This is a genomic window from Collinsella sp. CLA-ER-H5, from assembly GCF_040092375.1.
Lineage (GTDB): Bacteria > Actinomycetota > Coriobacteriia > Coriobacteriales > Coriobacteriaceae > Collinsella.
In genome coordinates, this window is record NZ_JBBNLR010000002.1 from 17,670 (window position 1) to 30,915 (window position 13,246).

Below are 13,246 nucleotides of genomic sequence, written 5' to 3' on the forward strand. Positions count from 1 at the left end.
CGAAAGGCTTACACGTGAACGAAGAACCTCAAGTCCTCTACTGCGACGCCTGGCTCATGGCCATCGACAAGCCTGCCGGCATAATCGTCCACGGCGATGGCACCGGCGAGCGCACGCTCACCGACTACGCCAGCGACCTGCTGCTGGCGATGGGCGACGGCTTTGCCGCGACCGACATGCAGCCGCTCAACCGCTTGGACTGTGACACCACCGGCGTGGTGCTGTTCTCACTCGACAAGCAGACGCAGCCCGCCTTTGATCAGATGATCATCGACCACGCGTTCGAAAAGCACTACCTGGCGCTGGCCGAGGGCAAGATCGACTGGAACGAAAAGCTCATCGACAAGCCCATCGCCCGCGACCGTCACGACAGTCGAAAGATGCGCGTCGGCGCCAGCGGCAAGCCGTCTCAAACACGCGTAAAGGTGCTCAAGCGTCTTAAGAGCCGTCGAGGCCTGCCCACGCGCTCGTATATTGATGTCGAGCTGCTCACCGGCCGCAAGCATCAGATTCGCGTGCACCTGGCAAGCGAGCATCATCCCCTGGTTGGCGACGACCTGTACGGAACGCCGCGCCCCTGCGGCCTCATGCTCCATGCCCACAGCGTGTCCTTTACGCATCCCGTAACCGGCGAGCACATCCACATCGAAGCCCCCTGCCCCTGGGAGCCCTAAACCACCACAAAGGGGACAAGCACCTTTATGGTGGTTTTGCCGCAATGGCTCAGCCGCGGTCCCAAAACGTCTCGATCTGTAACAGTTAGAACCCATTTTCCGGTCTATCTGTTACAGATCGAGACATTCGAATCCCCTCAAGGGAATAATCTCAATCTGTAACAGTAACTCGGCAAAATCAGTCCCAGATGTTACAGATTGAGACAAAGGGGCGGCGCGGTTCGTAAGTATCTCGATCTGTAACACCTAGCCCACTTTTAACGGTCCAGTTGTTACAGACTTAGACAAACCGGCAGACAACGAAAGCGGCAACGCCCGTAATGGACGTTGCCGCTTTTCTATTGAGAAAACTAAATGGTTTTGACCTTGCCCCGCCGCTAGACCGTGACGACGTTGTCCATTGCCCGGTACTTGGCGGGCACCTCGCCCGCGGTGATGATCGTTGCATCGCGGAAGTCCGCGAACTTGACGGGCGCCACCATGCCAAATTTACTGGCGTCCGAGATTACGAAGCGCTTGGCCGTATGGCGCATCGAGATACGCTTTACTTGCGCCTCCTCGATATCGGGCGCCGTGAAGCCCTGCTCGGCGGCAATGCCGTTAGAGCCCCAAAAGCCACAGTTGAAGTTGTAGCGGTCTAAGGTTGCCAAGGCATCGGGGCCAACGAGCGCCTCGGTCTCGGGTTTGAGCTCGCCACCCAGCACCACGGTACGCATGCCGCGCAAAGCAAGGCGTTGAGCATGGAGCACGGAATCGGTCACATAGGTGACATCTTCAAGGTGTGGAAGATGCTCGATGAGCCTGAGCGTCGTCGAACCCGAGTCGATGTATACAAAGCTCTCGGGCTCCACAAGTGCCGCCGCACGGGCGCAGATACGCTCCTTGTCGTCGTTATGGAGGTCGCTGCGCTCATTAAGCGTTAGGTCGCGCGTCACGTGCGCGCGCTCCAGACTTGTCGCGCCTCCGTGCACCTTGGCGATACGGTGTGCTCGGTCGAGCGTCTGCAGGTCGCGCCGAATGGTAGACGCCGTCACGCCCAGGGCCTCAGCAAGCTCCGGCACGGTAACCGAGCCGGCTCGCTGCACCATCGACACGATCGCGTTGAGCCTATCTTCCGCAAGCATCGCTTATTCCTCCTCGGGGTACACAACTCCCCAGTCGGCGCGGAGCTTGGTCATAAGCTCCATAACATCAGAAGCATAGCCCAGAAGCTCACGCTTCGAATCATCGCCGGCAACGGCCCTCTCCAGGTCGGCCATCTCGTAGCACAGAGCGTATGCCTCGGTGCCAGCGTGGACCTCCTCACGGTGACCGTCTGCAGTCCACACGATGGTCGCGTGATCGGCACGCGGATAATCGTTGACCTCGATATAGCACTTGTCGAAGCTGATGACCGAGCGCTTGGGTTGCTTGGAGTGGAGCGTGAGGCTCACCACGCCCAGCTGCTGTTCGGCATTACGGCAGACGATGCCGCCCGCAACGTCAACGCCGGTCTCGCAGGTGTTGCCCAGCGAGACAACCTCAGCGGGCTGACTTGCCATAAAGAGGCGCATGACGGACAGGGCATACACGCCAATGTCGAGCATGGCGCCACCGGCAAGGTTGCGGTTGTAGAAGCGATTGGTCAAATCACCGTACTCCTTGTAGCTGCCAAAGTTGAGTTGGGCGAGATTCATGCGGCCAAACTCGCCGGCATCCATGCGGCGGCGCAGCTCCTGATACAAGGGCATGTGGAGCACCGTAGTGGCGTCCATAAGGACCACGTTATGCTTGTCGGCAATGGCGCGGGCCTCGTCAAGCTCGGCGGAGTTGAGAGTAATGGCCTTCTCGCAGAGCACGTGCTTGCCAGCTGCCAGAGCGGCGCGCAGGTAGGTGATATGCGTGTTATGCGGGGTGGTGATATAGATCGCGTCGATGTTCGGATCGGCATAGAGATCCTCGACCGCGTCATAGACCTTCTCGATGCCATACTGCTCGGCAAAAGCCTGAGCCTTGGACAGCGTACGGTTGGCGACGCCCGCAAGCTTGCGGCCGGCAAGGGCGAGAGACTGGGCCATCTGGTTAGCGATAACACCGCAACCGATCACGGCCCAGCGAAGCTCGGGAGCCGTAAAGATATCATCGGGGAATGGCTTGTCCTGGACCGAAGCGAACGCTGCCTTAGCGGCTGCCGCAGCGTCGAGCGGAGCCTGTTTGGAATCTGCCATATGTGCCTCCTAAGTCATCGGAAGTCCTTCATTTCTAACAACCCTATATTCGCACAATTGTGCGCGTATCTACTCGTATTTGCGTGTTTATTTGCTTATCGGTCTAAATTTTGCCATGTTTGGCAGATGTCTGTGCAGCTATGCGCATTATCGCGCAAGGCTATGCGCATAAATGCGCATGCGACGATCCTTGTGAAACATTAAGGAACGAACACCATAGCCATAAAAGACAGAGTAGGCTGTATTACTCCACCCCTCTGGGGGCACCAGACATCAAAGGACCGTCCCAAACTGCCGGCACATAGGGACTGTCCCCAACGACTGGTCATTTAAGTCTGTCCCCAATGAATGGTCCCCAATGAATGCCAAGCGACGGCCACTCATGTAAGTCTGTCCCCAATGAGTGGGGATAGAAAAAGGCCCGGGTGCCGTGGGGCATCCGGGCCTTTGCTAGCAACATGATGTTGCGGGCAGCTTAGAACTTGTGGCCGCACTTCTTGCAGACGCGCAGCTTGTTCTTGCCGTCCTTCTCGTGACCGACGCGGGTAACCTTACCGCACTCGGGGCAAACGAGATTGACGTTGGAGGCGTCGATGGGAGCCTCCTGCGAAACGATGCCGCCCTGCTGGTTGGCAGCGTTGGGCTTGACGGCCTTCTTGACGACCGAAACGCCCTCGACAACGACCTTGTTCTCGGCGGGGAGAGCACGCAGGATAACGCCCTGCTTGCCGCGATCCTTACCAGAGAGAACCTGGACCTTATCGCCCTTCTTGATATACATATATCTCCCCTAACTACAGGGTCTCGGGAGCGAGCGAGACGATCTTCATGTACTTCTTGTCACGAAGCTCGCGAGCGACGGGCCCGAAGATACGGGTGCCGACGGGCGAACCATCGTTGTTGATGACAACGCAGGCGTTCTCATCAAAGCGAATGTAGGAGCCATCCTTGCGGCGGATCTCCTTAACGGTGCGAACGACGACGCAACGGACAACGTCCTTCTTCTTGACGTTGGCGCCAGGGGTAGCCTCCTGGACAGCACCGATGAACACATCGCCGATGCCTGCATAACGACGCTTGGAACCGCCAAGCACCTTGATGCAGCGAATCTTGCGAGCGCCGGAGTTGTCGGCGACGTTCAGCATGGTTTGCATCTGAATCATGGTAGATGTTCCTCCGAACTAAGAACCGAAGAGAGGTGCGCTGCCTTTATACGGCCTGTGGTATGCAAGCCAGGCATACGCACATCTTCGGAAACGTACAAGTCGTAAGAGCGACTGCTTATTTAGCGCGCTCGACGACCTCGATGAGGCGCCAACGCTTCATCTTGGACATAGGACGGGTCTCCATAACGCGGACGGTGTCGCCCACGCCAGCCGTGCACTCCTCGTCGTGAGCGTGCAGCTTCTTGGAGCTGGTCATCATCTTGCCGTACTTGGGGTGACGCTTGCGCTCGGTGATGGTGACAACAATGGTCTTGGCACCGGAGACGGAGGTAACGACACCCGTACGGACCTTACGCGAGTTACGCGAATCAGTCATGTTCTCTCCTTAGGTCCTACTCGGCGACAGCGGACTTCTCCGCTGCGATCTCGCGGGCGCGCTGCTCCGTGAGGACGCGAGCGATGTCCTTCTTCACGGTGTTGACGCGAGCGGTGTTGTCCAGCTGGCTGGTAGCCATCTGGAAACGAAGGTTAAAGAGCTCGGCGCGCATTTCCTTCAGCTTCTCAACGAGCTGAGCGTCCGAGAGCTCACGAATCTCTGCGGGCTTCATTAGTTCTCCTCCTTGGCGGCGGCGGCGTCCTCAGCAGCCCACTTGGCCTCGAGAGCGGCCTCCTCAGCCATCTCCTTCTCGATGCGCTGCTCAGCGTTCTTGGCAGCAACAATCTTGGTCTTGATGGGGAGCTTGTGCTGCGCAAGACGCAGAGCCTCGCGAGCGACCTCCTCGGGAACACCCTTGACCTCGAACATGATGCGGCCGGGCTTGACGACGGCCACCCACTCCTCGGGGTTACCCTTACCAGAACCCATGCGAGTCTCGGCAGGCTTCTTGGTGATGGGCTTATCGGGGAAGATCGTGATGTAGACACGACCGCCACGCTTCATGTAGCGGGTCATGGCAATACGAGCGGCCTCGATCTGACGGTTGGTGATCCAATGGGCCTCGAGAGCCTGGATACCAAACTCGCCGAAATGCAGCTCGGTATTACCCTTGGCCTGGCCCTTCATGGAGCCACGCTGCACCTTGCGGTGAAGAATACGCTTAGGGGCAAGCACTACTGACCCCTCCTCTCGGAGTTACGACGACGAGGACGGGAAGAGCCCTCGAGTGCAGGGTTGGGAACAGGCTGGCCCGGGAGCTTCTCGCCCAGGTAAATCCAGACCTTCACGCCGCAAGCGCCCATGGTGGTGCTGGCGACAGCCGTGCCGTAGTCGATCTTGGCACGGAGGGTGTGCAGAGGCACGCGACCCTCGCGGTACCACTCACGACGGCCCATCTCGGCACCGCCGAGACGACCGGAGCACTGGATACGGATGCCCTTAGCGCCGGCCTTGCGGGCGGACTGGACAGCCTTGCGCATAGCGCGACGGAAGGCAACGCGGCCCTCGAGCTGCTCGGCGATAGACTGAGCAACGAGGTTGGCGTCGAGCTCGGGGCGCTTGATCTCGACAACGTCGACGGAGAGCTGGCCCTTGGAGACGCCAGCGACCTTCTCGAGCTCGGTGCGGAGGGTATCGATCTCGGCACCCTTCTTACCGATGACAACGCCGGGGCGAGCGGTGAGGATAATGACCTTCACCTTGTCGCCAGCGCGCTCGATCTCGACGCGGGAGACAGCTGCGCGGGAAAGACGCTTCTCGAGGTACTTGCGGATCTCGAGATCGTTACCGAGGGTCTTAGCGTAATCCTTCTCTGCGAACCAGCGGGAGCGCCAGTTCTCGGTGATGCCAAGACGGAAGCCGGTGGGGTAGACTTTCTGACCCATACAGCTTTACGCCTCCTTTCGAGGAGCAACGACGACGGTGATGTGGGAAGTACGCTTCAGAATGCGAGAAGCGGAACCCTTGGCGCGGGGACGGATGCGCTTAAGCGTCGGACCCTCGTCAACATAGGCAGCGGCGACAACCAGGTTGTCGGCACGCAGACCGTTGTTGTTCTCGGCGTTCGCAACGGCGGAACGGAGAACCTTCTCGACATCCACGGCGACGGCGCGGTCGCAGAAGTGGAGGATGTCGAAGGCCTGAGTGACAGGCTTGCGGCGGATCAGATCGACCACCAGGCGGGCCTTGCTGGGGGAAACACGCACGTACTTAGCGACGGCGCGAACCTCGGTGGCCTCAGTTTCAATAGACTTAGTTGCCATTTACGGTTAACCCCCTATTTGGCCTTGTGGCCACGGAACGTACGAGTCGGCGCGAACTCGCCGAGCTTGTGACCAACCATGGACTCGGTAACATACACGGGCACATGCTTGCGGCCGTCGTGGACGGCGATGGTGTGACCAACCATCTCGGGGAAGATGGTGGACGCGCGGGACCAGGTCTTCACGACGTCCTTCTTGCCAGCCTCGTTCATCGCGGTGATACGCGAGAGAAGGCGAGTCTCCACGAACGGGCCCTTTTTGAGACTTCTGCTCATAAGTGCTTTCTCCTAAAACTCGGTATCCGAAATTACTTCTTACGGCGACGAATGATGTGCTGGTTCGAGACCTTCTTCTTCTTGCGCGTACGAAGGCCCTTCGTCGGCTTACCCCAGGGGGTAACAGAGGGACGACCAGAGGTGTGGTTCTTGCCCTCGCCACCGCCGTGCGGGTGGTCGACAGGGTTCATGACGGTACCGCGGACGGTCGGGCGCACGTTCATGTGACGCTTACGGCCGGCCTTGCCGATGACGATGTTGGCGTGATCGGCGTTGCCGACCTCACCGACGGTGGCGCGGCAGGTAACGAGGATGCGGCGCATCTCGGAGGAAGGCATACGGACGATAGCGTACTTGCCCTCCTTACCCATCAGCTGGCAGGAGTTACCGGCGGAACGGGCGATAGCAGCGCCCTTGCCCGGCTGGAACTCGACGGCGTGGATGAGCGTACCGACGGGGATGTCGGCGAGGGGCAGAGCGTTGCCCGGCTTGATGTCGGCGTCAGAACCGGACATGATGGTCTGACCGACCTCGAGGCCCTTGGGGGCCAGGATGTAGCGCTTCTCACCGTCAGCGTAGTGCAGCAGAGCGATGCGAGCGGAACGGTTCGGATCGTACTCGATCGTGGCAACCTTGGCGGGCACGCCGTCCTTGTTGCGCTTGAAGTCGATCACGCGGTAACGACGCTTCACGCCGCCGCCCTGGTGGCGGGTGGTGATGCGGCCGTTGTTGTTACGACCGGCCTTCTTGGGCAGGGGCTCGAGAAGGGACTTCTCGGGCTTGGTGCAGGTGATCTCGGAGAAATCGGAGATCGTCTGCCAACGCCTACCAGCGGAGGTCGGCTTAAGGTGCTTTACAGCCATTACAATCCCTTTCAATAGGAATCCGTTAGCCATCGCAGACAGGGATTCGAGGTTCTGCCTCGGGTGCGATGACACCGGACGTATACACGGTTCCGGGCGTGTCCATTTTATACGCCCGAAACCTTGAGCTCTCGCCTCCCCTATTTGGGAGGCATGAGCTCACTCAACAGCAGCGAGTCTTAGGCCTGATTGCCAAAGACCTCGATGGTGTCGCCCTCGGCCAGCGTGACGATGGCCTTCTTCCAAGAACGGGTCTTGCCGGCGACATAGCGCACACGCTTGGTTTTGGGCTTGACCGTCAGGGTGTTCACGCGAACGACCTTGACGCCGAAGATCTCCTCGACAGCGTCCTTGATCTGATACTTGTTAGCATCCTTGGCGACCTCGAACGTGTACTTGTTCAGCTCCATGCCGGAGAAGGAACGCTCGGACACGATCGGACGGATGATGATCTCGTGGGCGGTCATTTATGCAAGCACCTCCCCGAAGTGAGCGGCGATGTCGGCGGGCATCAGCACAGCGTTGTTGTTGACGAGATCGTAGGTGTTGGCCTCGTCAGCGGTGATGATGAACGTCTTGGGAATGTTGCGGAACGACAGGTAGGCGTTGACGTCCTCATCGCGAACGATGATGGTCAGACGCTTGCCCTCAAGGCCGAGAGCCTTGAGCATGGCGACAGCAGCCTTGGTGGAAGGCTTCTCGAAGCCGTAGTCGTCGACGAGCACGAGCTCGCCATCGGCCAGCTTGGCGGACAGCGCGGAGCGCATAGCCAGCTTGACCTCCTTGTTGTTCATACGCTTGGCGTAGGAACGGGGCTTGGGGGCGAAGACGACGCCACCGTGACGCCACTGGGCAGCACGGATGGAACCCTGGCGGGCACGGCCGGTGCCCTTTTGACGCCAAGGCTTCTTGCCGCCACCGGAAACCTCAGAGCGGCCCTTAGCGGACTGGGTGCCCTGACGCCAAGAGGCCATCTGGCACTTGACGATGTGGTGCATAACGTGGATGTTCGGCTCGATGCCGTACACCTCAGCGGCGAGCTCGGCCTCGGCGACCTTCTTGCCCTCGCTGTTCTTTACTTCAAACTTTGCCATTTAAGTGTTCTCCTTGGTATGACGCTGGGCTAAATGGGCTGGGCCCTTAGGCCATACGGATGGCGACGAGACCATTCTTGGCACCCGGGACAGCGCCCTTGACCAAGATGAGGTTCTGCTCGGCATCGATGCGGACAACGGAAAGGTTCTTGACGGTAACGCGCTCGTTACCCATGTGACCGGCCATCTTGACGCCCTTGAGGACGCGCGCAGGATAGGCGCACTGACCGATAGAACCGGGGTGACGCTGGAAGTGAGAACCATGCGTCATAGGACCGCGGCGCTGACCCCAGCGCTTGATGCGACCCTGGAAGCCCTTACCCTTGGAGGTACCGATGACGTCGACCTTCTCGACATCAGCGAAATCAGCGACGGTGACGACCTCGCCGACCTTGTGCTCCTCGCCGTTCTCGACGCGGACCTCACGAAGGAAACGGACAGGCTCGACGCCAGCCTTGGCGAAGTGACCAGCCATGGGCTTGTTCACGTTCTTGGCCTTGATGTCGCCGAAACCGATCTGGACGGCGTCATAGCCGTCGGTTGCCTGAGTTTTAACCTGCGAGACAGCGCAGGGGCCAGCCTGGATGACCGTGACGGGAACGACGTTATCGTCCTCGTCCCAAACCTGGGTCATGCCAATCTTGCGGCCGAGAATCATGCTGATCAAGATATGATCCCAACTCTCGCGTGGTCTTGGGACAATGCGTACACCACCGAGCGTACGCCCCTAGAGGACCACTACTTACACGACGTGCTCCCCAGTCTTGTATTGCGCCCGGACTACCTGACAACCCTATTAAGCAGGCATTTTGTCCAGCCAGAATACTCCCCTGGTTTCACACAGCTGTTTAGTATACACGGCTGCGGGCGTATCCATCGAGATTCATATTTCACTCACATTGTTTACGCAGGTAAAGTGCGCGGAGTCGCCTGGGGCCGGCAGAGCGGCGGCGAAATATATTAAGGTTGCTGCTCTGCCGGGCTTGGGAGACGACACGTTGACGCCTGCTTAACTCTGCTCGCTCAGGCTAAAGACTTTGTTGGGGATCCACTATTTGTTGGAGGGTGAATTTGCTTTGAAGCGGTTTGCCTTCCGCCTGTGGCTTTTTTGAATTGGCGGCTGACGCTGCCGCGACTTATTGCCAAGAGGACTTCAACACCATCGGCGCTCATGAGACGAGCGGGACACGGCGACCTCCTCAAGGCAGAAGAGGAAGGCCCGCGCTCCAGCTCCATTATCGCGGCATCCCGTTTCGGGGCGAAGAACTAGAGCACCGAGAACCGGATGAAATTGTACGTGCAGATCACGATGATGAGCACGAGGGCGAACACGTAGAGCTTATCGACCGCCGCCGAGTCCATCCGGCGCAGCAGGCGGCGCCCCACGACCGACCCAAGCACCGCCATCGCCGCCATGCCCAGCAGGACCACGGGGAGGAACGCGGGCACGCTGCCCGTGGCCAGCGTGTAGATGAGGCTCGCCGTCTGCGAGAACGCGATGATGAACAGCGACGCCTGCGCGGCGGGCTTGCTCTCCATGGCGAAGAAGAAGACGAGGATGGCCAGGTTGAAGGGGCCGCCGCCGATGCCGAGGAAGGACCAGCACGCCCCGGCGCAGAACCCTATGAGCGCCTGCGCCCACGCATTCTCGAGCTTGAGGCCCTTGATGCGCGCCTTGTTGAGCGTGTAGGCCAGCACGAGGACGGCGAGCACGATGAGCACGGCGGCCTGGACCGCGCCGACGAGCTCGGCGTCGGGGAACACGGACCCCAGCCGGTTGAACAACATCTTGCCGATCACGCCGCCCACCGCGGAGCTGACGGCGATGGGCGACATCGCCCGCGCGTCGATATCAGACTGCCCGCTCGCCGCGTTCTGCGCGAGCGTGGAGAGCGACATGATGAGCACCGACATGCTCGAGAGGAAGCTCACCGTGCTCACGCTCATGACGTTCATCGCGTCGACCACGGGCTTGATGATCACGCCGCCGCCGATGCCACAGAGCGGCCCCAGAAGCGACGCCAGGAAGCATACCGCGAAGACCAAGATGTATTGAGGACCCATCCGAACAAGCTCCTATCGATCGAGCAACACCCTATGCAACGAATTGCAAGCGTTCGTATCATTCAAAACCGCAGCGTATGGTTGTGGACTTTTACATATCTCGAACGCTGCTGCGCGATATGTCCCTATTTACGCCGCTCATGCGGAGCACCGTTGCGCCAAGGGCTAGGCGTCCCCGCCAATCTGCCTGCCGAGTCCATCAATGGCCCGCGCACCGTCTCGACACGCCGCTAGTAGTTAGCGAAGTAATCCTGGTTGAAGATGCACGCGTAGACGACGTCGAGCAGCAGCGCGGTGGAAACGCTCATGGCGAAGTGCCCGATGTTGTCCTCGCGGTGCATCCGGACAGGAAGTTGATGGTCGCCACGTCGGCGACACCCACGGCGTCCATCACGGGCTTAATGATGATGCCCCGCCGACACCGCAGATGGCACTGATGGTAGAGGCGAAAAACGCAATGGCGAATACGATTGCTAGCATATGAAGCGCCTAGACTCTTCCCTACTTGTCAGGCATGGCTGCTGCGAGCGTCCGCTCAGCGCGCTCGCAATAGGACGCGGCGCGCCCCTCGTCACCCTTGTTCTCGTACTGAACCGAGAGCATCTGGCAGAGCAGGGCCTCTTCCATGCCAGCCGCCTCCGACAACGCGCGCTCCATCTCGTCGATATAGGCATACGAGCCCTTGAGGAAGACGTCATAGGTGCGACGGTCGGCACGCGCAGCCTCGCGATCACCGTGCTCCTCGAGGTAGGAGAGCACCTCGCGTGCGTGGGGCTCATCCCCGATCTCCACGTAGAAGGAGAACGCCTTTGCCGCCAGCGCGAGTGTCTGCTCCTCGCTCATCTTGAGCGAACCCATCTCGCGGATGATGCGCTCGGATGCCTCGACGTCATCCATGGCAAGAGCTGCGTTCAAGCGCATGAAAAGCACGTTGTACTTGGGGTACAGCACGCTAGTGAGCGGGCGGTTCAGGACCTTGAGGTAGTTGTTGAGGTCGCCCTCGCGCAGGTACGCCTCGAGCTTGGCGAAGGTTGTGCGCTTTTGGACCTCCATGTAAATGGTGAACCCGACCGCAACCACTACGACCACAATGCCGATCGTCTTCATATCCATGGATAGGCCTTTCTCTTAACGTTGGAGGCGCGAGGGCCGGGGGCGCTCAAGCATAACGGCGGGCGCACGTCCCGCCACCAACTCGCCGTCACGAACATATCCCTCTTCGCGACCAGCGAGCTCCTCAATCAGGCAGGCACGGAGCACGGCGATGCGCGCGGCGCGCTCCGGAGCGTCGATGAGGTCGTGCTCCTCACGCGGATCGGCGTCCAGGTCGAAATACTGCTCCACCCCGGTCCGTGTGAACCAGATGTACTTGTCATGCGGGGTCACGATCCACTGGTTGGACTGCTCGCGGCTGCCGCTGTGCTCGCCGTGCAGGTATGCACGGTTCAGCGGCGCGGCGCCGGTAAGCTCGCCCATGAGCGAGGCGCCCTCCACGCCCTCGGGCACGGGCAGGTCGCACGCCTCGAGGATGGTGGGCATAAGGTCCATGAGTTCCACCGTGCTCTCGCTCACGCCGCGAACGCGCTCGCCGCCCGGCACATCGACGTTTTTGCCCACGTGCACGATGAAGGGGATGCGCGCGGAGCCCTCGTAGGGCAACACCTTGCGAAAGAGACTGTGGTCAAAGAGCATCTCGCCGTGGTCGGAGCAGAACACGATCACGGTGTCGTGGTAGGTCTCGTCGTTCTCGAGCGCCGTGATGAGCCGGCCGATCTGGTGGTCCATATGTGTGATGCAGGCATAATAGCCCGCCATGGCCTCGCGGCGCAGCTCGGCGTCGCGGCAGCCGTGCACGCTGTCCAAGATCATGCCATCGCGCTCGGTGGCATCGGCGTCATCCCAATCGCCAGCGGCAGGCGCGCGCAGCTCCATGTCGCGGTACAGATCGAAGTAGGTCTGCGGCGCGTCGAAGGGCGGGTGGGGCCGCACGAAGCTCGTCATGAGGAAGAACGGGCGCGTGCGATCGCGGGTCTCCAAAAAGCGGATGGACTCGTCCACCACCCAGTTGGTGGGGTGCAGGCGCTCCTCGTAGGCCCAGGGATGGGTGATCCAGGAGTTGTTCTCAACGCCCGAACCGTTCACGTCGGCGAATTCGCCCAGTTCATTTTTGAGGAAGCGCATGTAGTCGTCGGAGACGTTCTGGTGCATCCAGTACGGCAGGTTCGCCTTGCGGTAGTGGCCGATGTAGCCGTCATGCAGGCGCATGTGCTCGAAGCCGCAGCCCAAACGCGGCGGATGCACGTGCATCTTGCCTACCACGGCGGTCTGGTAGCCGCCGTCGCGCATCTCCTGCGCGAGCATATGGTCGTACTCCCACGCGATACCGTCCTGGTAACCCACGCGGCCCGTGCCCGCGGGCGTCTTGCCGCAAAAGAGGGCGGCGCGCGCCGGGATGCAACTCGGGCAGGCGGAGTAGGCGTTCTCGAACAGCATGCCGTCGGCGGCGAGCGTGTCCAAGTAGGGCGTCTGCACGTCCGGATGGCCGTCGATACCCAGGCAGTCGCCGCGCATCTGGTCGCACATGATAAGGAGAACGTTGGGTTGCTGGGGCATAGGGAACTCCAAACTCACGGGAACGGGATGAAGATTGAGTGGTCAAGGCGGGAGGGGCGCAGAGCCCCACACAACTACGACGAGGCAAAAC

Annotated in this window: 17 protein-coding genes and 1 pseudogene; 1 reads left to right on the plus strand and 17 read right to left on the minus strand. The window is 60.3% G+C overall.

Annotated features, from left to right (window positions below):
* The first annotated feature begins 14 nt into the window (after window positions 1-14).
* Window positions 15-674, plus strand: a complete 660-nt coding sequence (locus tag AAAX31_RS01245; protein ID WP_349075915.1) for an RluA family pseudouridine synthase — start codon at window positions 15-17, stop codon at window positions 672-674.
* A gap of 377 nt (window positions 675-1,051) precedes the next feature.
* On the opposite strand, the gene AAAX31_RS01250 is transcribed toward AAAX31_RS01245, so the two are convergent.
* From AAAX31_RS01250 to AAAX31_RS01330, 17 genes and pseudogenes are all read right to left on the minus strand, one after another.
* Window positions 1,052-1,798, minus strand: a complete 747-nt coding sequence (locus AAAX31_RS01250; RefSeq protein ID WP_349075916.1) for a DeoR/GlpR family DNA-binding transcription regulator — start codon at window positions 1,796-1,798, stop codon at window positions 1,052-1,054.
* 3 nt (window positions 1,799-1,801) lie between these two features.
* Window positions 1,802-2,881 (minus strand): Gfo/Idh/MocA family oxidoreductase, encoded by a 1,080-nt coding sequence (locus tag AAAX31_RS01255; protein WP_349075917.1) that lies wholly within the window; start codon window positions 2,879-2,881, stop codon window positions 1,802-1,804.
* Between the two features lie 475 nt (window positions 2,882-3,356).
* Window positions 3,357-3,662, minus strand: a complete 306-nt coding sequence (gene rplX, locus AAAX31_RS01260; protein ID WP_099432059.1) for a 50S ribosomal protein L24 — start codon at window positions 3,660-3,662, stop codon at window positions 3,357-3,359.
* A gap of 13 nt (window positions 3,663-3,675) precedes the next feature.
* Complete coding sequence (gene rplN, locus AAAX31_RS01265; RefSeq protein ID WP_006235041.1) at window positions 3,676-4,044, minus strand: 50S ribosomal protein L14; 369 nt, start codon at window positions 4,042-4,044, stop codon at window positions 3,676-3,678.
* A 118-nt stretch (window positions 4,045-4,162) separates the two neighbouring features.
* Window positions 4,163-4,423 carry a 30S ribosomal protein S17 gene (gene rpsQ, locus AAAX31_RS01270; RefSeq protein WP_006235040.1) on the minus strand — a complete coding sequence of 87 codons (261 nt, stop codon included), beginning with the start codon at window positions 4,421-4,423 and terminating at the stop codon, window positions 4,163-4,165.
* 16 nt (window positions 4,424-4,439) lie between these two features.
* Window positions 4,440-4,655, minus strand: a complete 216-nt coding sequence (rpmC, locus tag AAAX31_RS01275; protein ID WP_006235039.1) for a 50S ribosomal protein L29 — start codon at window positions 4,653-4,655, stop codon at window positions 4,440-4,442.
* A gap of 107 nt (window positions 4,656-4,762) precedes the next feature.
* Window positions 4,763-5,158: pseudogene (gene rplP, locus AAAX31_RS01280) on the minus strand (50S ribosomal protein L16); the annotation flags it as partial.
* Complete coding sequence (gene rpsC / locus AAAX31_RS01285) at window positions 5,158-5,868, minus strand: 30S ribosomal protein S3 (protein ID WP_006235037.1); 711 nt, start codon at window positions 5,866-5,868, stop codon at window positions 5,158-5,160. The pseudogene rplP and the gene rpsC, both read right to left, overlap by 1 nt.
* A 6-nt stretch (window positions 5,869-5,874) precedes the next feature.
* Window positions 5,875-6,246, minus strand: a complete 372-nt coding sequence (gene rplV, locus AAAX31_RS01290; protein ID WP_117773442.1) for a 50S ribosomal protein L22 — start codon at window positions 6,244-6,246, stop codon at window positions 5,875-5,877.
* A gap of 14 nt (window positions 6,247-6,260) precedes the next feature.
* Entirely contained in the window at window positions 6,261-6,521 is a 261-nt protein-coding gene (gene rpsS, locus AAAX31_RS01295) for a 30S ribosomal protein S19 (protein ID WP_006235035.1), read from the minus strand.
* 32 nt (window positions 6,522-6,553) lie between these two features.
* Entirely contained in the window at window positions 6,554-7,384 is an 831-nt protein-coding gene (gene rplB / locus AAAX31_RS01300; protein WP_055250219.1) for a 50S ribosomal protein L2, read from the minus strand.
* A 179-nt stretch (window positions 7,385-7,563) separates the two neighbouring features.
* Window positions 7,564-7,851 (minus strand): 50S ribosomal protein L23, encoded by a 288-nt coding sequence (gene rplW / locus AAAX31_RS01305; protein WP_022094197.1) that lies wholly within the window; start codon window positions 7,849-7,851, stop codon window positions 7,564-7,566.
* Entirely contained in the window at window positions 7,852-8,478 is a 627-nt protein-coding gene (gene rplD / locus AAAX31_RS01310) for a 50S ribosomal protein L4 (RefSeq protein ID WP_006235032.1), read from the minus strand.
* A 46-nt stretch (window positions 8,479-8,524) separates the two neighbouring features.
* Window positions 8,525-9,145, minus strand: coding sequence for a 50S ribosomal protein L3 (gene rplC / locus AAAX31_RS01315; RefSeq protein WP_035137484.1), 621 nt, complete (start codon window positions 9,143-9,145; stop codon window positions 8,525-8,527).
* Window positions 9,146-9,744: 599 nt separating this feature from the next.
* Window positions 9,745-10,542, minus strand: coding sequence for a sulfite exporter TauE/SafE family protein (locus AAAX31_RS01320; RefSeq protein WP_117647575.1), 798 nt, complete (start codon window positions 10,540-10,542; stop codon window positions 9,745-9,747).
* Between the two features lie 501 nt (window positions 10,543-11,043).
* Window positions 11,044-11,655, minus strand: a complete 612-nt coding sequence (locus tag AAAX31_RS01325; protein WP_117647577.1) for a hypothetical protein — start codon at window positions 11,653-11,655, stop codon at window positions 11,044-11,046.
* A gap of 15 nt (window positions 11,656-11,670) precedes the next feature.
* Window positions 11,671-13,155: an arylsulfatase gene (locus AAAX31_RS01330; RefSeq protein WP_117862211.1), complete on the minus strand. Its 1,485-nt coding sequence runs from the start codon at window positions 13,153-13,155 to the stop codon at window positions 11,671-11,673.
* Between the last annotated feature and the right edge of the window lie 91 nt (window positions 13,156-13,246).